Origin of the sequence: Sphingomonas sandaracina, from assembly GCF_036663695.1 — a bacterium.
GTDB lineage: Bacteria > Pseudomonadota > Alphaproteobacteria > Sphingomonadales > Sphingomonadaceae > Sphingomonas.
In genome coordinates this window covers 1-19311 of record NZ_JAXOJK010000011.1, presented here as the reverse complement: position 1 = coordinate 19311, position 19311 = coordinate 1, and the positions used below count along the sequence as shown (strand labels likewise).

Annotated in this window: 20 protein-coding genes and 2 pseudogenes; 15 read left to right on the top strand and 7 right to left on the bottom strand. The window is 57.4% G+C overall.

Going from position 1 to position 19311, the window contains the following annotated elements; translation table 11 throughout:
• The first annotated feature begins 98 nt into the window (after window positions 1–98).
• From U1707_RS18635 to U1707_RS18610, 6 genes are all read left to right on the top strand, one after another.
• Complete coding sequence (locus U1707_RS18635; RefSeq protein WP_332801558.1) at window positions 99–1316, top strand: NADH-quinone oxidoreductase subunit D; 1218 nt, start codon at window positions 99–101, stop codon at window positions 1314–1316.
• A gap of 109 nt (window positions 1317–1425) precedes the next feature.
• A complete protein-coding gene (locus U1707_RS18630) occupies window positions 1426–2574 on the top strand; it encodes a zinc-dependent alcohol dehydrogenase (protein WP_332801557.1) in 1149 nt (382 codons plus the stop codon).
• An 11-nt stretch (window positions 2575–2585) separates the two neighbouring features.
• Complete coding sequence (locus U1707_RS18625) at window positions 2586–3131, top strand: hypothetical protein (RefSeq protein ID WP_332801556.1); 546 nt, start codon at window positions 2586–2588, stop codon at window positions 3129–3131.
• A 6-nt stretch (window positions 3132–3137) separates the two neighbouring features.
• Window positions 3138–3992, top strand: a complete 855-nt coding sequence (locus tag U1707_RS18620; protein WP_332801555.1) for an MBL fold metallo-hydrolase — start codon at window positions 3138–3140, stop codon at window positions 3990–3992.
• 371 nt (window positions 3993–4363) lie between these two features.
• Window positions 4364–5110 (top strand): Crp/Fnr family transcriptional regulator, encoded by a 747-nt coding sequence (locus U1707_RS18615; RefSeq protein WP_332801554.1) that lies wholly within the window; start codon window positions 4364–4366, stop codon window positions 5108–5110.
• Between the two features lie 181 nt (window positions 5111–5291).
• A complete protein-coding gene (locus tag U1707_RS18610; protein ID WP_332801553.1) occupies window positions 5292–5465 on the top strand; it encodes a hypothetical protein in 174 nt (57 codons plus the stop codon).
• Here U1707_RS18610 and U1707_RS18605 read toward each other — a convergent pair whose 3' ends face one another.
• Complete coding sequence (locus tag U1707_RS18605) at window positions 5466–6188, bottom strand: Crp/Fnr family transcriptional regulator (protein ID WP_332801552.1); 723 nt, start codon at window positions 6186–6188, stop codon at window positions 5466–5468. It abuts the gene before it with no gap.
• Between the two features lie 160 nt (window positions 6189–6348).
• Between U1707_RS18605 and U1707_RS18600 the strand changes: the two genes are divergently transcribed.
• From U1707_RS18600 to U1707_RS18590, 3 genes are all read left to right on the top strand, one after another.
• Window positions 6349–6630, top strand: a complete 282-nt coding sequence (locus U1707_RS18600) for a hypothetical protein (RefSeq protein WP_332801551.1) — start codon at window positions 6349–6351, stop codon at window positions 6628–6630.
• A 213-nt stretch (window positions 6631–6843) separates the two neighbouring features.
• Window positions 6844–7587, top strand: coding sequence for a sensor histidine kinase family protein (locus tag U1707_RS18595; protein ID WP_332801550.1), 744 nt, complete (start codon window positions 6844–6846; stop codon window positions 7585–7587).
• A gap of 104 nt (window positions 7588–7691) precedes the next feature.
• Window positions 7692–8630 carry a Crp/Fnr family transcriptional regulator gene (locus U1707_RS18590; protein WP_332801549.1) on the top strand — a complete coding sequence of 313 codons (939 nt, stop codon included), beginning with the start codon at window positions 7692–7694 and terminating at the stop codon, window positions 8628–8630.
• A gap of 116 nt (window positions 8631–8746) precedes the next feature.
• On the opposite strand, the gene U1707_RS18585 is transcribed toward U1707_RS18590, so the two are convergent.
• Window positions 8747–9001 (bottom strand): DUF6894 family protein, encoded by a 255-nt coding sequence (locus U1707_RS18585; RefSeq protein ID WP_443025734.1) that lies wholly within the window; start codon window positions 8999–9001, stop codon window positions 8747–8749.
• A gap of 236 nt (window positions 9002–9237) precedes the next feature.
• Between U1707_RS18585 and U1707_RS19090 the strand changes: the two are divergent.
• Window positions 9238–9546 (top strand): annotated as a pseudogene (locus tag U1707_RS19090) (BLUF domain-containing protein); the annotation flags it as partial.
• A 550-nt stretch (window positions 9547–10096) separates the two neighbouring features.
• Here U1707_RS19090 and U1707_RS18580 read toward each other — a convergent pair.
• Entirely contained in the window at window positions 10097–10261 is a 165-nt protein-coding gene (locus U1707_RS18580; protein ID WP_332801547.1) for a response regulator transcription factor, read from the bottom strand.
• 195 nt (window positions 10262–10456) lie between these two features.
• Window positions 10457–11458 (bottom strand): sensor histidine kinase, encoded by a 1002-nt coding sequence (locus U1707_RS18575; RefSeq protein ID WP_332801546.1) that lies wholly within the window; start codon window positions 11456–11458, stop codon window positions 10457–10459.
• A gap of 205 nt (window positions 11459–11663) precedes the next feature.
• Between U1707_RS18575 and U1707_RS18570 the strand changes: the two are divergent.
• Window positions 11664–11929, top strand: a pseudogene (locus tag U1707_RS18570) (Tn3 family transposase); the annotation flags it as partial.
• A 58-nt stretch (window positions 11930–11987) separates the two neighbouring features.
• Here U1707_RS18570 and U1707_RS18565 read toward each other — a convergent pair.
• The 3 genes from U1707_RS18565 to U1707_RS18555 form a co-directional block, all read right to left on the bottom strand.
• Complete coding sequence (locus U1707_RS18565; protein WP_332801545.1) at window positions 11988–13274, bottom strand: cation:proton antiporter; 1287 nt, start codon at window positions 13272–13274, stop codon at window positions 11988–11990.
• Window positions 13275–13368: 94 nt separating this feature from the next.
• Window positions 13369–13833 (bottom strand): hypothetical protein, encoded by a 465-nt coding sequence (locus U1707_RS18560; protein WP_332801544.1) that lies wholly within the window; start codon window positions 13831–13833, stop codon window positions 13369–13371.
• An 841-nt stretch (window positions 13834–14674) separates the two neighbouring features.
• Entirely contained in the window at window positions 14675–15586 is a 912-nt protein-coding gene (locus U1707_RS18555; protein WP_332801543.1) for a LysR family transcriptional regulator, read from the bottom strand.
• Between the two features lie 127 nt (window positions 15587–15713).
• Between U1707_RS18555 and U1707_RS18550 the strand changes: the two genes are divergently transcribed.
• The 4 genes from U1707_RS18550 to U1707_RS18535 all read left to right on the top strand — a co-directional run bounded on the left by U1707_RS18550 (window position 15714) and on the right by U1707_RS18535 (window position 19186).
• Window positions 15714–16292 carry a flavodoxin family protein gene (locus tag U1707_RS18550; protein ID WP_332801542.1) on the top strand — a complete coding sequence of 193 codons (579 nt, stop codon included), beginning with the start codon at window positions 15714–15716 and terminating at the stop codon, window positions 16290–16292.
• A gap of 33 nt (window positions 16293–16325) precedes the next feature.
• Entirely contained in the window at window positions 16326–17795 is a 1470-nt protein-coding gene (locus U1707_RS18545; RefSeq protein ID WP_332801541.1) for an aldehyde dehydrogenase, read from the top strand.
• 56 nt (window positions 17796–17851) lie between these two features.
• Window positions 17852–18172 (top strand): DoxX family protein, encoded by a 321-nt coding sequence (locus U1707_RS18540; RefSeq protein ID WP_332801540.1) that lies wholly within the window; start codon window positions 17852–17854, stop codon window positions 18170–18172.
• Between the two features lie 405 nt (window positions 18173–18577).
• Window positions 18578–19186: a hypothetical protein gene (locus tag U1707_RS18535; protein ID WP_332801539.1), complete on the top strand. Its 609-nt coding sequence runs from the start codon at window positions 18578–18580 to the stop codon at window positions 19184–19186.
• Window positions 19187–19311: the final 125 nt, after the last annotated feature.

The window sequence follows — 19311 nt, the reverse complement described above, 5'->3', positions numbered from 1 at the left end:
GCGAGATCAAACTGATAATATTTTTTTAGTCTTTTAGACCTGTAGTATCTCGCGATAGAACCCGTCTCATCCCATTGGTTATGCTGGAGCTTGTAGGGATGCGTGCTACCGACGACATGAGTTCAGACGAAGAAATTGGTGATCTACAGATCACGAACTACACGGTGAATTTTGGTCCGCAGCATCCTGCTGCTCATGGTGTGTTACGTTTGGTACTTGAGCTCGATGGCGAGATCGTCGAACGCGTCGACCCGCATATCGGCTTCCTTCATCGTGGAACTGAAAAGTTCATCGAGACGAAACCGTACCTACAAACCATCCCGTATTTTGATCGACTCGATTACTGCTCGCCAATGTGCATGGAGCACACTTACGTGCTGGCAATCGAGAAGCTGCTCGATCTCGAGGTTCCGGTCCGCGCGCAATATCTTCGCGTGTTTTTTGCCGAGCTGACGCGGATCATGAATCATCTGCTCAATCTTGGCAGTCACATCATGGACGTTGGCGCGATGACGCCGAACCTCTGGCTCTTCGAGTTACGTGAAGATACCATGGGTTTCTACGAACGCGCATCGGGATCCCGGATGCACGCTAATTTTTTCCGTCCGGGCGGCGTGCGGCAGGACGTAACGCTTAAACTCCTGACCGATATTGCCGACTGGCTGGACACCCGCCTTCCCCGCCTGTTCGAGGATGCGATCAGCCTCGTTGCTGACAATCGCGTGTTTAAGCAGCGCAACGTCGATATCGGCGTAGTGACCAAGGACGACGCGGTTCGCTGGGGTTTTTCTGGCCCCGTTTTACGAGGCTCTGGGATCGCGTGGGATCTGAGGCGGTCGCAGCCTTATGACGTGTACGCCAAAATGGCGTTCGACGTTCCGATTGGGACCAACGGCGACTGCTATGATCGTTTCATGGTCCGTGTCGAAGAGGTCCGGCAGTCCGCACGTATCATGAAGCAGTGTTTGGCTGAGATGCCGGATGGTCCAACCGGTAGCCTTGACCGCAAGGTGACACCGCCCAAGCGTGCGGAAATGAAATCTTCGATGGAGGCGCTCATTCATCACTTCAAACTGTATACGGAGGGCTTTCATGTTCCCGCAGGTGACGTTTACGTTGCCACCGAGAGCCCGAAAGGCGAATTTGGTGTATATCTGGTCAGTGACGGCAGCAACAAGGCGTACCGCTGCAAGATCAGGTCGACTGGCTTCAGTCATCTGCAGGCGATGGACATGATGACCAGGGGGCACATGCTTGCCGACGTCACTGCCGTACTCGGTTCTATCGACATCGTGTTCGGAGAGGTCGACCGGTGAGGTCGTCTCGCCATTCTGCAGGCTGGCCGCCGATCCGACATCCAACAGGCTCTCACCGTCGGACACGATCACTCACAAACCTTTGCCTATCATTTGAAGGATTAGACCGATGCTCGCGATGAATTACCGCGGACCGTACCGCGTCCGCATCGACGAAAAGCCGATGCCAACCATTCTTCATCCCGAAGACGCGATCGTGCGCGTCACCCGGTCGTGCATCTGCGGCTCCGACCTGCATCTGTATCACGGGATGGTGCCCGACACGCGCGTGGGCATGACCTTCGGTCATGAATTTTGTGGCATCGTTGAACAGGTTGGACCAGAGGTCCGCAACCTGAAGGTGGGCGACCATGTCCTGGTGCCGTTCAACATCGCGTGCGGGAAATGCCATTTCTGCCAGCAGGGCCTGTTCGGCAATTGCCATGAGTCGAATGCGCAGGCGACCGCGGTCGGTGGCATCTTCGGCTATTCGCATACCGCGGGCGGCTATGACGGCGGGCAGGCGCAATATGTCCGCGTGCCTTACGCCGATGTCGGTCCGATGATCATACCGGACTGGCTGGATCCCGACGACGCCGTCTTGCTGACCGATGTCGTGCCGACGGGGTATCAGGCCGCCGAAATGGGCGGCATACAGCGAGGCGATACGGTAGTCGTGTTCGGTGCAGGACCGGTCGGCCTGATGGCAGCCAAGTCCGCTTGGCTGTTCGGCGCGGGCCGCGTGATCGTGATCGACCATATCGAGTACCGCCTCGACTTCGCGCGCGAGTTCTGTCCGGCGGAGGTCTATAATTTCCGCGAGATCGACGACATGGCAGTCTTCCTGAAGAAGCAGACGGACTCCTTGGGCGCCGACGTCTGCATCGATGCGGTCGGGGGTGATGCCGCAGGTAGCGCGATCCAGACGTTGTTGGGTACCAAGCTGAAGCTCGAGGCCGGCAATGCGATCGCGCTCCACTGGGCGATCAACTCAGTCAAGAAGGGCGGCATCGTTTCCATCGTTGGCGTGTACGGCCCCACTGGCAATATCGTGCCGATGGGCAATGTCGTGAACAAGGGCATCACGATCCGGGCGAACCAGGCGTCGGTAAAGCGTCTGCTGCCGCGACTTATCGACCACATCCAGGCGGGACGCATCAACCCCAAGGCGATGATCACCCACCGCGTCCCGCTCGCCGATATCGCCGACGCCTATCACATATTTTCGGCGAAACTCGACGGCTGCATAAAGCCCGTCCTGTTGCCCAACGGCGCGTGAAGGACCCGACCATGAACACTGCACTCACCGATACGTCTGCGATCCCCGGATGGGGCGTCGATGCCGATCCGCGCAACGATCCGACCTACCCAATGCGGCACATCGACGATCAGGCGACCCGGGGCCTGACCTGGCCGCGACCGGACCAGCAGGCGCCCGATATCGAGATACTCATGTCGATCGAGCACAACCGTTTGCCTGCCGTCGTCGGCACGTCAACGCCGCCCAGTGGGCTTAGCGGGGCAATACGTCGGTATGCCTTCCGACGCAGCGAGTCCGACTGGTTGCACTGGCTCTTGTTGATGGGCGCTGACAGAGTTGGCGTGGTCGAAGGGGTCGTCGAGGATCTCGCGGTCGGTCACGTTCCAAACATCCCGGCCGAGATGGGCATTCGTGCAGAGTGGCAACACAATAAGAAAGGGTTGGCCAAGAAGGTCGCCGTCGCTGCGGCGGTGTCCTATGTCACATACCTCCTATTCCAGCCAAAACCAAAACCGTCGGACCAGTTCGTACCGTCTGATAGGCCACAGATTTTGATCGGTGTTACAGAGGAGTAACAGCCGTTGCGCATTCATCATCTCAATTGTGGTAGCGACTGCCCCTTGGGCGGGTCGCTCTTTGACGGACGAAGCAGCGGGCTGTTGGGACATCTCGTATGCCACTGCCTGTTGATCGAGACCGACGCGCACGGCTTGGTACTTGTCGATACGGGTTATGGACTGCGTGACGTCGCCCATCCCCATCGACGGCCGGAACCCCGCATCACACTACCTTGGCGTATGATGCTCAACATTCGCCTGCGGGAAAGCGATACGGCGATCCGGCAGATCGAAGCCTTGGGCTTCCACTCGTCGGACGTAAGGCACATCGTGGCAACGCATCTCGACTTCGATCATGCCGGCGGTCTGGAGGATTTCCCCAACGCGCTTATCCACGTCATGGCACGAGAGTATGATGACGCGACCGGGTTGCATGTTGGCATTGTCGCACGCAACCGATGGCGATCGAGGCAACTGAACGACGTTGCGAACTGGCGTCAATATGGGGCCCGCGGGGAGCCGTGGTTTGGCTTTGACGCAGTCCGCGATCTTGAAGGGTTGCCACCTGAGCTTCTGCTGGTGCCGTTGCCAGGGCATACATGGGGCCATGCCGGCGTTGCCGTGCGCCGCGACGACGGTCGTTGGCTGTTGCATGCTGGAGACGCATATTTCTACCGCGGCGAAATGCGCGAAGCGCGGCGCCGTTGTACACCGGGTTTACGAGCCTATCAGCGACTCATGGAAGTTGATGCCGTCAGCCGTATGGGAAATCAGGAGCGATTGCGCATGCTCTCGATCGATCATCGTGACGAGGTTGACGTGACCTGCGCCCATGATCCCGTTGAGCTAGAATGTTGCCAATCCGGTATTCCACTGTGAATGTAATTAAATAACGATAGCCAATTAACTAGGTGCCTCTAACGATAGCTTACGCAGGTAATTCATTTACTGTACATCATGCATCCGCGGAAACGTGAGGTAGCAGGATTTCTTTATGACCCCTGTTTCTGAGACGGTCGACCCGATTGGGGTGTGTCATAATACGGTCGTTACCGGAACCGTTCCGATCGCCGCTACAAAGCGCAAACGACTTATCAGCGCCCACTCCTATGCTAACGCAAACTAATATATTAATATTGGACATTGACCTATTTTAATTATAAAAACGTACTACGTTAGCTTGATAGCTGTTTTCAGCCTTTGATTTGAAGTGCACGCGATCGGGCTCTGCATTTTGCAGGAGAACCAAATTGTCAGAACCCGTCATCCATCCTCTCAAGGATATGGTCGACGCTTTTGCCGCGCATACGACGTTCGATGCTGAAGACCGGGCGGCCTTGTTTGGTTTGCCGTACTCGGTCCGGACTTTCGACGCAGGAAGCTATCTAGTTCGTGAAGGCGACATGTCGGATCAATGCCGGGTTATTCTTGCCGGATTTGTTGTCCGCCAAAAATTCAGTGGCGAGGGCCTTCGGCAGATAGTCTCGACTCACACGCCAGGCGACGTGCTCGGTTTACATCATCTGTATATCGATACCGCAGACCATAATATTCAGACGCTAACGCGATGTAATATCGCGGCCATCTCAACGAAGGCATTGCGCGAGCTCGCTTTACGATATCCCACGGTTGGGGCCGCTCTGTTTACCTATACCTTGCTGGAAGCAGCCAGATACCGGGAATCGATGCTCAACGTTGGCAGACGCGATGCGCGTACACGCGTTGCCCATCTGCTTTGTGAACTCGCAGTCCGGCTGGACGTACCCGGCCTACCGCCTGGCCAGGGATATGAATTGCCGATGACGCAGGAGGAACTGGGGGATGCGGTTGGGCTTACACCAGTGCATGTCAATCGAACCCTGCGATCTCTTGTTGAAGACGGCTTAGTTGTGAAAGACAAACGGATTCTGAAATTTCCCAACTGGGACCGTTTGGTCGAGGTGGCGGATTTCAGCAGCCGCTACTTACACTTAGGTCACGCCGACAATGCGGGTTGATTGCATTGGTTACTGATTAATGTCTAGATATCGCCAAATTCTATCGACCATTGTCATATTGGTACGAATCGAAAACATACGTCTATTACACGTGGTTCCGTCTAAGAAATTACTTAACTTAACATAGGGTAATATGAACTCTGCTATTACGCGCATGTCAGGCCGCTCAAGGAGAGCGACTATGGAACGGTATACCGATAGTTTGAACGCGTTAAATCAGGCGATGAATATGATGATCGAGGAAGGTAATACCCTCCTCGTCGCCGCGATCGCTCATCCGTTGCATCTTGTCGAAACGCAACTGCTCCAGCTGCGGATCAATATAATGGCGGAAAGATCTCAGACGCCGGTCTGATTATTTTTGGACGCGGATTTTGCGATGGAGGTAGCCTTCATCGAAGCCCGCAATCCTTACGAGCATGCCGGGATCGACGATGTCGAGACTGCCGCGGCGGAGCTCCATAGCACCAGCGAGTCGCAATTCCTTCAATACACGGTTGATGTGTACGCTTGTCATGCCCAGTGCATCAGCCAACAAGACCTGCGAGATTGGGAGGGACAGGGTCGTCTCCTCGGTCAGGCCGATGTTTCGGGCGCGCAGATACAGCTCGCACATGAGGTGAGCGACACGCTCTGAGCTTGTCCGCCTACCCATACTGGTAATCCAGGCTCGCATCGTACCCTCGTCGATCAGCTGAGCGATATACATCGATCGTGCTATGTTGCGGCGTTCGTCCATCAACGTATCCATCTGAATTCGTTCAATGGTGGCAACGCGAGCAGGGGTAATGGTCTGGATACTGTGATCCATCTCCGCCAGCAGGCCGATATGCAGGTCACAGGCATCGCCTGGCATGAGAAACGCAAGCACTTGACGTGTGCCGCTTGGCAAAACTTTGTACCGACATGCCCAGCCTTCGAGCATGACGAGGACCGGGCCAGGCCGATCCCCTTCCCGTATCAAGTCGTGTTTTGCAGCGAATTTTCTCGACCGGGAGGTGGCGTCAGAAAGTAGGGCGACGTCGTCGCTGTCCAACGTGGCATAACCACATAATTTATCCGTGAAGCGGTTTGCCATCCGGCCTTTTCCCACACGAGCGATAAATGCGATATTGTCTGTGGTTATAGACGAAAGTTAACCTCAGTGCAGGATCGCTTTTAAGAATCTGTTAGGTCGTCTTGATCGTCGGGCAAACCGTATCTGACGATTGTGAACATCCGCCATGTGGAGCGGTCTAATGACCCAACAGATAAACGATAACAACGCCATCATTCCTTTTCCAAAGTTGGACCTCTGGGACCCCCATGGTCGAGCGGCGCTACTGCTCGTTGAGAGCCTGCTTCATACTTTGATCGAGCGATCCGCCCTCAGAGTCGAAGATGTCCTCGACGTCATTACCGTAGCGATCGATGCCAATGAAGAGCTTGCTGCTGACCGGGGTGAGCGCGAAGATCCGACGGACCAGACCACCGTTGTTCTATCGGCCATTCTGCACAGCCTCAGCCACGACATTGGCTAATACCAAACCGCGGATGCATCGGAGTTTGTTGACGAACCGTCGGCGAGCCGTCCACAACTAGCGTTATAACCTGTTAAAACGAAGTAGACTTAATCAGCTCTCTTATTAACATACACGAATAATAGCTAATCAAAATCACTTTAAAGCTGCCCATCAGGCGTACGTCTCTGCGTAACGCGCAGGTGGATTTGTACGCTCTCGTCAGGGGCGGACATGAGCGGACAACCGACTTCACAGCCTACCGTTCGACGGCATTCGTCTTTGATGCCGTCAACATCCGGATTGCTCGAGCTATTCTCGCAAACACCGGGATCTAAGGATGCTGTCCAGAATTCACGTCGTGAAACCTCCCGTTTATGGCATGCCGATGCCATTCACCGGGCCAAAAACCTCTCACAAATGGCCATATCGCTTGCAGCTGTTGCAGATCATCCGTCCCGACGGTGGTTGCGGCCCGAAACCTCCGCACAGGTCAGAAGCCTTGCACGCGCCTATGATGTTCTTTCTGAAGCGGATGACGGTTCGCATCAGGTCCCATGTACTGCATTGCTTACTGAAATCGCCACTCGCCTGACGGACATATTTGGCAAAACGCGCGGTGTTTCGGTCAGGCTCGACGTACCGTCAATCTTGGTCGCGCCGTCCGTCCGGCGGGTTCTCATCCTCTTGTGCAGCGAACTGATCATCAACGCGTTAAAATACGCATACCCATCTAACATCGGAGGGGTGATCGGCGTTCGCCTGCAAACTGATGAATCGAACATTCACTTGACAGTGGAGGACGAGGGCGTGGGTCTGAGTGGCAGTTCCTCAACCGGTGAAGGTAGCGGATTAATCGAACAGCTTTGTGCCGTTGCCGGGGCGGCTTTTACTCGCGCCTCTGGTGCGAATGGGCGCGGTCTTCGAGTCGACATTAGAGTTCCGGTAATGATCCCAGCGACTAGAGACGATGACTGACATGGCTCAACTGATAATGTTGATTTATGTTACCTAATTAAAATCAGGATCCTTCATAATGACCTCAGACGCGCAACGCCTCGGCGCAGCTTGGGATGTAAACTATGATAGAGCCTGCCCATCAAAAGCTGGATCATGTTCGGACAAAATTGTCCGACCTGCTCGATATGAGCGTGCATCGCGATAAGCCATTTATCGTCGCGCACCTCGCCTCGGTGCTGGACGATCTGGAGCCGCGTTCCGATACCGTCGAACGCAAACCAGACGCCAGCTCTCCCGTGCTCCGCTCGAGTCCGACGAGCAGAATGGGCACGTTCGAGGGTGAGAACCCGCTAATTGCAAAGCTGTCGCGCGTGATAACGCTTTCCCCTGATGATCGCATAGCGCTTCAGGCGATGTGTCGTGAGGTTCGGCAGGTTGGCGTCCGACGCGATATCATCCGCGACGGTGATCGACCGGACCGGGTTCATCTGATCCTCAAAGGGTGGGCGTGCCGGTACAAGATTCTGAAGAACGGCAAACGCCAAATCACGGCTTTGCTACTTCCTGGCGATTTTTGCGACTTGCACGTTGGCATGCTCGACAAGATGGACCATTCGATTGCCTCCCTATCGGCTACGACCTTTGCCTATGTCGACCGTGCCCAGTTTGATAAGCTGACACGAACACGGCCAACGATCCTGCACGCCCTCTGGTGGGCAACACTCGTCGACGAAGGCGTGTTACGGAGTTGGATCGTCAGCCTTGGCGTGCGAAGCGCGCGGGAGCGTGTTGCCCATCTTATCTGCGAGCTTCGGGAAAGAATGAAAAATATCGACGCGGTGAATGAAGGCCAGTTCAATATGCCTTTGACACAACCTGATATTGCCGAAGTACTCGGACTGACAGCGATCCATGTTAACCGGGTTGTCCGACAGTTGCTGGCTGACAAGGTACTTGAGATACATCGGGGCGAAGTCAGGGTGCTCGACCAGGATGCTCTCGTCCGGATCGCCGATTTCGATCCAAGCTATCTACACGCCCAGGCGATCAGTCATTTCTGACCCAGTTGCCTTCGCAGGTCATCACCCACGCTCATAATTGAAAGCAGGGTATAGAACGCTATGCCGAGTGCACTGCGCAGGCGCGAGGAATGACATTGGTCGTGGCTTCGGGTCGCTCAGTTAGTTGGTAAGCGGCCTGAGACGATGATTGCGTCTGCAAAGGCGACCACCAGCACCGCATTCCGAGCTTCATCCTGCACCTCAATGTGACAAGCGAGGCAAAGCCGCCCGTGCGAAACCTCGTCGGCCATGATTTGGCGGGCTTCGTGAACTGCGTTCGCTCGCGCCGCGTAGGCGTTGGGCATTTCCACCCCTTCGCTGTCTATCAAGACACGGCCACGCTCGTGGAGATTAAAGAAGTATCGTGACATACCAACGTGATAGCTGATTATAATGTGAGCGTCCCAAAAATGAATCGACGACTGGATAAAAGTACGACGTACCCCTTTGACCGTTGACGATGTTAATCCGCGGGACGGATCTTTGGTTCGGCCGTTTAGACCGTATAATACGTCGCGTGATCTATATCAGCCGACTAACGATTGTGGCCGATCTAAGGGAGATAGAAAAGATCGTCTCATCATCGACCCGGTGAAATACCGAGGTCGAGGTAACGGGTATGCTATGGGCGGACGGTGAAAGCTTTGCACAGGTAATCCATGGTGAATCCAACGAAGTTGGATTCACCATGGATCGCATCCGGACCGATCGCCGGCACACAGGCATCGAGGTGCTATTGGATCGCGCAGTGATGTCACGGCCGTTTGGGAATTGGTCGATGCGGCGGGCGGGCGATGATAGTGCGAGCGTGCACGGCACCACCTTCATGATCGGCTTTGCAATAGGCGAGCGTACGGCGTCGGCCTGGCGCCTGTATGATATTGTCATGTCCTGCGACGCCGGGGGAATAGATTAGCCGACCGGCTTCTAAATTGGCTCGAAACATAACTCACCTCTGGGGCGGTGAAGGCTCGCAACGTCCTGCTGGTTTAAAGATCGGCAGGGCATTTTAGCCGATTGTCTCGAACAGAACTTTATGGGCGTGGATATTACTCTACCCGCGAGTTGCCGCCCCCTGCTAGCTGATTCTCGAAGAGCCCCGCTGCCCACTGCAGTGGGGCATTTTACTTTGTCCTGCTGCTGCGTTTGGGAAGTTGCTCCAAGCGCGTTTGGCGCCTTCGGCTATTAAGGCGGGTTGAACCGCCCGGGTCTGCAATATATTGGTTTCGATGGGCTAAACCGCTTTTCTCAATGGATCAGGTTTTTTATCATCTGGCAGGATTTTGTTTAGGTGGTCGTGAACCATCCGTTGGTGGAAGGGCTTTGTAATGAACGTTGCCTTATTCGGCATGTCTCCTTCTTTAGGGGAGGCATGACCTGAAGCAATTACGATTTCGATTGTTGGCCAGTGCTCTGCAACATGTCGCGCGAGAGCAAACCCGTTTACCGTCCCTGGCATATCGACGTCAGAAAAGAGCAACACAGTGCTCTTCTAGATGGACGATCGCCTCGTCACCGTCGAAGCTTTCGTGGACCCGAAAGCCGGCATTCTCGAGGATGTACGACGTTTCCATCATGATGATCGGATCGTCTTCGACGACGATGGCGTACGGGACTGTTGAAAGCGGCATCGGTCATAAACTCTTTGCATTGACGAAGTTGCCAATGGGGAGCGAAACGTCTGACGCGGTCCGCTGCTCCAACGTCGAATTTTATTTAGCCATTTCACCTGTTCGCCGGCTCGACGTCCTCGTCACCGAGTCAAGCGCGCGCAGACATTCGTCAGCCTCGCTCGAGCTGCAGCACTGATACGAAATTAATCGTTTTTATGAAGATAATCGTGTCCGCTTGATGCGAAGCGTTACGATTAATCCGTTCTTCGACCAGTCGTAGTCGATCGATCCGCCCAACTGGCTGAACACGCTACGCTTGATCAACTGGCTACCAAACCCGGTTGGATTATCGGGTTTTTTGACGGTAGGGCCACCTCTTTCCACCCAGGTCAGGACGATCTGATCAGGTTCTGAAGCGCTGGTAACGTCAAGCGTGCCGGTCGGCTCCGACAGCGCACCATACTTCATGGAATTGGTTGCAAGCTCGTGGAAGACAAGCGCGATCGCTGTTGCCGCAGCCTCCCCTACGGCTGTGCGCTCCACCCCGACTCGGATTCGTCCTTTGAAAGCTCCAAGATCGTCATAGGGGGCAAGCAGGATCGACAGCACATCCCCAAGAAGCGCGGCAGCTGCTTCGCCAGCGGACGTGGGGCGGACCAGGTCGTGGGCTCGTCCCAGCGCAGTCAGACGGCCTGTCAGCTCGCGTGCCATCTCCTCTGAACTGGTTGCCGATCGAGATGTAATGGCGGTCAGCCCCGACGCGATGGCAAGGAGGTTCTTGACCCGGTGGCTCATTTCACCGGCCAAAAGCTCGTTGCCCTCCTCGGCCTGTTTTCGTGCGGTAACGTCGAGGAAAATCCCGAACATCGTACAGCCGACGATCCCGACATCTTCGCCTTTCCCTCGCGCGGAGATCCACCGAACCTCATCACCGACCAGTATACGAAAATCATGCTCGTAATCGCCAACGAGTGCCCGCGTCGCCGCAAACGCTGCCCGGACACGATCGCGGTCCGCGGGGTGAATATGGGCCGACAAGTCCTCGAATTTTACGGTGTCACTCCAGGGCATTCCCCATAGCTCAAAGCCGTGAGCATCCATGGTCAAGAGATCGGTTTCAACGTTCCATGCCCAAGGGGCCACACCTGCTGCCCTGATGGCACGACGAAGGTGCTCTTGTTGCCACTCCTGCCCCTTTGGCGCTTCTGTAGTCACGTTGTCATCCTGATTGGTTTCTGGTTTCGCATAGCTCAACGCATCAGGCGGTAACCTTTACCCGCTGGCTTCTTGGTTGTTCAAAAAACGTCCCAGAGCGTCCGAAAACGCATTCTGGGCAGATGCGAACTCGATCGGGTATCAAAAGGTGCCGTCACTGACGCTGTTCTTGTCTCAACTCCGCTTTGATATCGCGAGACCGCGCCGCACGTTCGAGAACCAGCGTCATAGTGCATCCGGGCTGACTCTGCTCACCGCAGCCGTCACCCTTTGGAACACCATTTATCTCGACGGTGCCGTCCGGCATCTGCGCGGCAGCGGTGTCGAGGTGCCCGACGAACTGCTCGCCCATGTCGCGCCGCTGGGCTGGGAACACATCGGCCTCACCGGCGACTATCTGTAGAGTGAGATGGACAAACCCGCGAACGGTTCAGGCCACTACGTCTCCACCAGCAGCGCCAGGATGCTTAGCGTACGTTTCCCAGGCGGTTACACATCAGTTTGATACGGTCCCAGATACAGAGTTGCCTCACGCTCCCACGGCGGGGGGCGCGTCTTTGTCTGGATCTCGGCCGTGTTGCTGATCGAGCAAACGCATGATTGGCGTCACGGTGAGGCCGTGCAGAACGATCGAAAACAGTACGACCAGTCCGAGAAGGCCCCACAGACGTTCGGCCGCATCGACGTGAATGTGGTTCAGACCATAGGCCAGGTAATAGATCGATCCGACGCCGCGGATGCCGAAGAAGGCCAGCGTCAGTTTTTCCGAGCGGTCAGCCCGATGGCCGGCCAAGCCGATCATGCCACTAATCGGGCGGATGACCAGCAGGATCAGCAGCGCTATCAGCGCATCTGTCAGCGAAACCGAAGCCAGGAGCCCGCTAACCAACGCGCCGCCAAACAGCAGCAGCAACACCATCATTGCCAGGCGTTCGATCTGCTCGGTGACATCGTGCATGTCGTGATGAAAGTCATGCGTTCGGTGCGTTCCTCGAAACGTCAGTGCAGTGACGAACACGGCGAGGAAACCGTAGCAGTGGATTATTTCCGTAACGCCGTAGGAAATGCAGGTCGCAGCCAGCGCGATCAGACCATCACCGGTCTGGACAAGCTTGGTTTGCGCCGGGACGTGAAAGGTCAGCCAGCCAAAGGCGCGGCCGATCAGCCAGCCGGCACCGACGCCTGCACCGATCTCCCATAACACCCGGTAAGTCAGCCACTCCCCTAACCACGGCTTGCTGCTCCCTGCTGCGGTTGTGGCTGCCAGCATAATGGCAAGGTGGACGAACGGAAATGCGAAGCCATCATTGAGGCCGGCTTCAGACGTCAGCCCGAACCGTACCTCGTCTTCATCCTCGCTCTTGGGCGGCCCGACCTGAATGTCGGCCGCCAGGACAGGATCCGTGGGGGCCAGGCTGGCAGCAAGCAGCAGAGCGATCGCCCATGGCAGTCCCATTCCCCATGACGTCACCGCCGTGATGGCCAGAATGCCCAGCGGCATCGTGATCGCCAACAGCCGCCAGGTAACCGCCCAGTCCCGCCACCTGAACACCCGGTCGATCTTCAGGCCAGCGCCCATGAGCGCGATGATCACGACGAACTCGGTGAAGCGTTCGGTGATCTCCGGGTAGAGAAGCGGCAGCGGCCTGAGCGTCACCTGCGGCAACGAAAAGAGCACAGCGCCGAGCGCGATACAAACGATCGGCAACGATAGTGGCAGCTTACGAAGCGCCAGCGGTAACCAGACAACCAGCGCGGTAAGCAGGCCGAAGCCGGTGAGAATGAGGATGTAGGGGTCGGGCAATGCAGCGATCATGACGGGTCTATCCAGGGGGGAACGAGACTTCGTCGCAGGAAGACACGCATGTTAGTTCGAAGAAGAAGCAAAGGCGGCGCGCGATACGCCAACCTCAACCCGCGCCGGGCTGCTTCTGCTCTTCCTCGTAATCGGCATCGGTACCGATCTTCCCACTAGCCTCGGCTTCGGCGATGCCCGACGTCTCGACGACGTTGATCTTGCTATCTTCGGCTGCGATTTCACGGGGTACGCGGTCCGCATCCGGGTCCGCAGCGATAGTCGTGCCGTCACCGCGGCCCGACCCTGCAACGCCGTTACCGGCATTTCCTCCGTCTTCGCCCGCCTGCCCACCGCCGTGATAGGCAATGTTGGTCTGGCCACCGTGCGCCATGAAGCCTGTGTTCGTCTCGGTCTTGCCGGCATGAGGGTTGGGATAGGCCCCACCGCCACTTTCGCCTCCCTCGCTGCGACCGTGGACCTCGGCGTCACCGTTGCCGTGCGGCGAGTCCGATACGCCGTCCGGGGCGCCCTTGCTCGCAGGGTTGCCGGGAACGGGAGTCTGAACCTTGTCACTCATCAGTATGTCCTTTTGAATGTGATGGAATACCCGACCCATCGGTCAATCGGATCGGACCAGGTAGGGACGGTCAGGCCTCGGCACGTGCTTGATGAAACTGCTCAGCTGTTCGGAGCGATCATATTGCCTGACTGCCTCGGCCTAAACTTGCGTTGTTTGTGGGAGCATAGCGATCCATGGAACAACATCGTTCCTACGTGAGCGCGATCCCGAAGTGCTTATATTTTGTATTGATGCCTGTTAATCCACGGCTCAGGTGTGACTTCCCGCACGCGGGCGATAATGCACAACCTTGCAGGGACTTGCCAATTTCTCCGTTTGTAATTGACGTTACGCTTCCGAAGTTCTCGCGTCAGGTTATCCGCCCATTTCTGCGAATGGTCACCGTTTGCAAGATGGTCGCAAGGTAGATTTGGTTGCTTGCGGTCCCGAACCGAACGATGGACCGGTGGGCCCCTGTCGCACATTGCGAAGATCGCTCGAATATGGCGGCTTTGTCGGCACGGGAGTGCTCTGACGCGCGTATGCACGAGATCAGTTCCGGGGTAACATTATGCAGATCAAAGCCATTTGAAGTTTCTTCGAATTGGCAGGCAATTTGTGCGGCATGCAAAATCGTGCCAAATGGGTGCGACGCGGGGCGGCGGTTCTGACCGCAATCCTGTGTTTGCCTCTTGCGATGCAAGCTTTGTCAGCCGTCAATTTCGGTGTGGCGAGCGAGCGGAGCGGCGACGAGTACGTGTGTGCAAGCACATTGGCCAGCGCAGGGAATCGGCCCCGGTCCGGTTCCTCGGAGGACAGTGCAAGGTCTGCCGCTCAGGCAGCACCCATCGCTCCCCTCTCAATCCAGATAGGGTGCCAAAACGTCCTTGGTCCAGCTGATGAAGGTCCGAACACGGCGCGAAAGATTGCTGCGGTGGGCGACGACGAAAGCCATTTCGAGCGGTTCGGGCCGGAAATCAGGCAAAACCTCGATCAGTGCCCCGCTATCGAGGTGCTGGCGTATACCCAGCACCGCTGCCTGGATCAGGCCAAGGCCGGCAAGACCGGCCGCCTCATAGGTCTGCACGCTGTTGACGTGCAGCGCGCCGGGCAAGGGCATTGCCGCATAGCCGTTGCCATCGCCACTCGGATACTCCCAACCGTAAGGCTTGACACCCAGCATCCGGCTATAATGGATTGTGCGATGGTTCTTATGTGCAAGGTCTTCCACCGTTCGAGGAATGCCGTGCTCCGCCAGATAACTTGGACTTGCGGCGTTCACCATTCGAAGCCGACCAACAGGAAGGGCGATTAGCGTCTCGTCGCCCAGCGGACCGATCCGGAGGACGCAGTCAAACCCCTCCTGAACGAGATCGACCTGGCGATCAGTGCTTGAAAGCTCAAGCTCCAATTCAGGGTGTACCGCCATGAATACCGGCAAGGCGGGTATGATCGCCGTCTGCGCCATCTGGGTCGGAAGATCGACCCGGAGACGCCCGCGCAGCGTCACGCGATCCCCGGCAAACATCGAGTGAAGGTCATCGACTTCGGCCAACAGGTCGCGGGCCCGCGCATGGAAGGCGTGCCCATCTTCCGTCAACCGAACGCTCCGGGTCGTCCGGTGCAACAGCCTTACTCCGATCGCATCCTCAAGCAGTCTGACGGCCGTCGAGGCACGTCCCTTGCGGATGCCGAGACTGTCGGCGGCACGGGTGAAGCTGCCCATGTCAGCGACCCGCGTGAAGATCAGAAGCGGTTTGAGGTCCTGCATCAGCAACGCTCTCGATTGTACCAGGTCAGAGGAACGATGTGTTCCAATTGACGGCGTTTATCAGGAACAATCGCAGCCGTAAGTACGGCGGCACCAAACGGACATCGTGAGGCTCCAAGGAAACGATATGACTCAGCCAAGCACCAGGACAGCCGTCGTCTACCATTCGGGCTACGGCCACACCAAGCGCATGGCCGAGTCCGTCGCCCTTGGTGCCGGCGGAACGCTCATCGCCATCGACGCCGATGGCAACATCCCGGAGCATGAGTGGGACACGCTCGATGCCGCAGACGCCATCATCTTCGGATCGCCGACCTACATGGGCGGCCCGAGCTGGCAGTTCAAAAAGTTCGCCGACACCTCATCCAAGCCGTGGTTCGCCGAGGCATGGAAGGACAAAGTCTTCGGTGGCTTTACCAACAGCGCCAGCATCAACGGCGACAAGCTCAACACGCTGCAATATTTCGTGCTGCTCGCCGGGCAGCATGGCGGTTTGTGGGTCAGCCTCGCGATGAAGCCGGCCAATGTGAAGGCGTCGAAACGTGACGACCCTAACCGGATGGGCTCCTACATCGCGCCGATGGCACAGTGTGACGCCGATGCGGCACCCGAGGAGATGTCAGCCGGCGACCTTGAGACGGCACGTCTTTACGGCATCCGGGTCGCCGAAGTCGCCGCCCGTCTGACGGCCGCCCCGGCCGCCTGAACGCTGCGTCGCCTTTCCGCACAAGGACTGATCATGAGCATCGCCGAACAGACCATGTTTATCGGGGGACGATGGGTGCCCTCCGAACAAGGGAACACGTACGAGTCCCTCGACCCGTTCACGGGTCACGTCGCCACCCGTGCGGCTGCTGCAACGACGGCCGATGTCGATCGTGCGGTCCGCGCGGCACAGGATGCATTTGCCGGCTGGGCAGCGCTGCCGCCCGGCAAGCGGCGCCACTACATGCTTGCGGTCGCCGATGCGGTCGAGGCCCGAGCGGCGGAGTTGTCGGAAGCTATCACTGCCGAGATGGGCGGCCCTGCCGCCTGGGGCGGATACAATGTGAAGGTGCTGGCGGAAAAACTGCGTTTCGCCGCCGGGGCCGCGTACCAAGGCCTGACAGGCGAGGTTATCCCCTCCGACAACCCGTCGCGCACGATGATCGCGGTTCGCAAGCCTGCCGGCGTCGTCGTCAGCCTGGTGCCATGGAATGCTCCTGCGCTACTCGTCGGCGCATCGGTGCCGGCAGCCCTGGTTCTCGGCAACACGGTGGTCGTCAAGGCATCCGAGCAGACGCCCCGCACCCACGGATTGGTTGCGGCCTGCTTCGATGACGCTGGCCTGCCGGCCGGCGTCGTCAACCTCATCACCAATGCGCCCGACGATGCCGGCGAAGTGGTCGAGGCGCTGATCGCGCATCCCAACGTGCGCCGCGTCCATTTCACCGGCTCGACGCGGGTCGGGCGCATCATCGCGGAAACGGCCGGGCGCCACCTCAAGAGCACCGTGCTGGAACTCGGCGGCAAGGCACCGTGCATCGTCCTGGCCGACGCCGATCTGGATCGTGCCGTGAGTGCGGCGGCTTTCGGCTCGTTCGCCAACTCTGGCCAGGGTTGCCTCTCGACCGAACGCATCATCGTGGACCGGTCGATCGCGGAAGAGTTCTGCCGACGCCTTGCAGCGGTAGCGAAGACGATCGTGTACGGCGATCCGCGCAACGTGGCGACCGTCTTGGGTCCGGTCATCAACGCTGCCGCCATCAAGCGGCTGACCGAGATGGTTGAGGATGCTGTCGCGTGCGGAGCCGAACTACTTGCTGGGGGCCAAGCCGATGGTCCGTGCTTCGCTCCGACTGTGCTGAGCGGCGTAACGCCGGCTATGCGTGCCTATCAGGAAGAGTCGTTCGGTCCGATGGCCACGGTGGTCATCGTCGATGGCCCGGAGGAGGCGCTTCGCGTTGCCAACGACAACGCCTACGGCCTGTCATCGGCCATCTTCAGCCGCGATGTGACGCTGGCGCTGGATATTGCCAAGCGGCTGAATGCCGGCATGTCGCACATCAACGGCACGACGCTGGATGACGAAGCGCAAATCCCCTTCGGCGGCGTCAAGGACAGCGGCTACGGCCGATCGGGCGGCGCGATCGGGCTCGAAGAGCTGACCGAACTGCAATGGATCACGATCGAGGGCGTCCAGGCTCCCTGGTATCCGATCAGTGAATAGCCGATAGGCGACGCCCGACCAGCCAATCCCTCGCTCGTGTGGATACGAGCCAACGCATGCTGCACTTCGCCTTGACCTGTATTTGCGCCGTGGCATTTGCCGCTGCTGGCGCTGTCAATGCTCTCGCCAGGCCCGCGCAACGGGAAAGCTTCGTGCGATGGGGCTACCCGGCATGGTGGTGCCGCTTGACCGGCGTGCTAGAAATCGCGGTCGCGGTCCTGATCGCCTTTCCGGACACCCGTATCGCAGGATTATACCTCGGCGCGATCATCATGGCCGCAGCGACACTGACAATTCTGCGTCGGTGTGAGTTTTCCCATCTGGTGCCGATCGGTGTCTTCGGCACCCTACTCGTAGTCGTCGCTCTGACGGTCTGAGGGACGGGAGTTCATTCTTGCTGATAGGCAACTTCTACCTTCTCAGAAAGGAAGGGCTAGTGGGATAACTGGCGTTGTTCAGTCAGCCCCGCTCCTCATGTGCCGCGCTTTTCCCAGAATCTGTTCCCGAAATCATTTTCCCGAAATGGCCTCATGGAGGTGGAGTTTCGGGAAAGTCAAAATGGCTGCGCAAGGTGCCAATAGAGACTATCGCGGGCGTACCGCTGCCGAGGAACGATGCATAATCGATGGACACTTTACGCCACCGTTTAAGCTGCACCGATAGGGCGCTTCACCAAATGTTAATTCCAGTCATATAACGCTACGTCATCAACGCGACTAACGACGACACCGTGTTGGCTGAGAGACACTGGAGTGCTCCCGCTTGCACTGGGAGCGTGACGAATGTTTAGTTTCCAGCTTGAGCCGGAAATACCGCTGCTGACCGTCACGCAAACGGGACTATGGACGGTCGCTACGGTTTACGATTTCGAGTCAGAGTTTCGCAGAGAGCTTGCATTGCTGCAGATTTCCGGCCGGCCAACAGCGTTAATAGTCGATATCAGAGATACTGTCGTCAGAAATCATAATGTCACTGAGGCACTGCGCTCGATGATCGAGCGTCTTGGACAGCTTCAGGCAGATAGAACCGCCGTGGTCTCATTGCTCGGGTTCGCCAAGCTTCAGGCTGGACGTATTCGAGATCCTAACGCCCGAATATTCACGTCTATGGATCGTGCAAGGGACTGGCTTACCAGCTATTCTCATACGAAACGTCAATCCGTGTCGGTCAACGACCAGCCGAGCGACGCGAGCCCCGAAGGTCTCACCGTTCACGTTCAAGGGCCGGCGGACGTTGATTTCATCCTTACTCCGGCCGCTGCGCTGGAAACTGCAAAGCGGATCGCTGATGCAGCGGTAGAAGTTCTTCTTGATCACAAAAAGACTGACTATCTTTGTAGAGGCGTTAGCGACGAGCGCTGTGCTCTGCCAAGACCTCGTCGGATCAATTAACACATAGATTCCGAGAGGAACCACCTGGCAAACAACAGGCGATTTGCCGTTTGCCGCTCTTGAGAATTTGCACCTGCATGCCCAGCCATTGAGAATGAGGTGGACGCGGTGGGGTCGATCGCCAT

Bases quoted from the DNA above. Each gene is read 5' to 3' on its own strand.
- U1707_RS18635 (WP_332801558.1), top strand. From the start codon at position 99: ATGCGTGCTACCGACGACATGAGTTCAGACGAAGAAATTGGTGATCTA.
- U1707_RS18630 (WP_332801557.1), top strand. From the start codon at position 1,426: ATGCTCGCGATGAATTACCGCGGACCGTACCGCGTCCGCATCGACGAA.
- U1707_RS18625 (WP_332801556.1), top strand. From the start codon at position 2,586: ATGAACACTGCACTCACCGATACGTCTGCGATCCCCGGATGGGGCGTC.
- U1707_RS18610 (WP_332801553.1), top strand. From the start codon at position 5,292: ATGGAACGGTATACCGATAGTTTGAACGCGTTAAATCAGGCGATGAAT.
- U1707_RS18605 (WP_332801552.1), bottom strand. From the start codon at position 6,188: ATGGCAAACCGCTTCACGGATAAATTATGTGGTTATGCCACGTTGGAC.
- U1707_RS18600 (WP_332801551.1), top strand. From the start codon at position 6,349: ATGACCCAACAGATAAACGATAACAACGCCATCATTCCTTTTCCAAAG.
- U1707_RS18595 (WP_332801550.1), top strand. From the start codon at position 6,844: ATGAGCGGACAACCGACTTCACAGCCTACCGTTCGACGGCATTCGTCT.
- U1707_RS18590 (WP_332801549.1), top strand. From the start codon at position 7,692: ATGATAGAGCCTGCCCATCAAAAGCTGGATCATGTTCGGACAAAATTG.
- U1707_RS18585 (WP_443025734.1), bottom strand. From the start codon at position 9,001: ATGTCACGATACTTCTTTAATCTCCACGAGCGTGGCCGTGTCTTGATA.
- U1707_RS18580 (WP_332801547.1), bottom strand. From the start codon at position 10,261: ATGCCGCTTTCAACAGTCCCGTACGCCATCGTCGTCGAAGACGATCCG.
- U1707_RS18565 (WP_332801545.1), bottom strand. From the start codon at position 13,274: ATGATCGCTGCATTGCCCGACCCCTACATCCTCATTCTCACCGGCTTC.
- U1707_RS18560 (WP_332801544.1), bottom strand. From the start codon at position 13,833: ATGAGTGACAAGGTTCAGACTCCCGTTCCCGGCAACCCTGCGAGCAAG.
- U1707_RS18555 (WP_332801543.1), bottom strand. From the start codon at position 15,586: ATGCAGGACCTCAAACCGCTTCTGATCTTCACGCGGGTCGCTGACATG.
- U1707_RS18550 (WP_332801542.1), top strand. From the start codon at position 15,714: ATGACTCAGCCAAGCACCAGGACAGCCGTCGTCTACCATTCGGGCTAC.
- U1707_RS18545 (WP_332801541.1), top strand. From the start codon at position 16,326: ATGAGCATCGCCGAACAGACCATGTTTATCGGGGGACGATGGGTGCCC.
- U1707_RS18540 (WP_332801540.1), top strand. From the start codon at position 17,852: ATGCTGCACTTCGCCTTGACCTGTATTTGCGCCGTGGCATTTGCCGCT.
- U1707_RS18535 (WP_332801539.1), top strand. From the start codon at position 18,578: ATGTTTAGTTTCCAGCTTGAGCCGGAAATACCGCTGCTGACCGTCACG.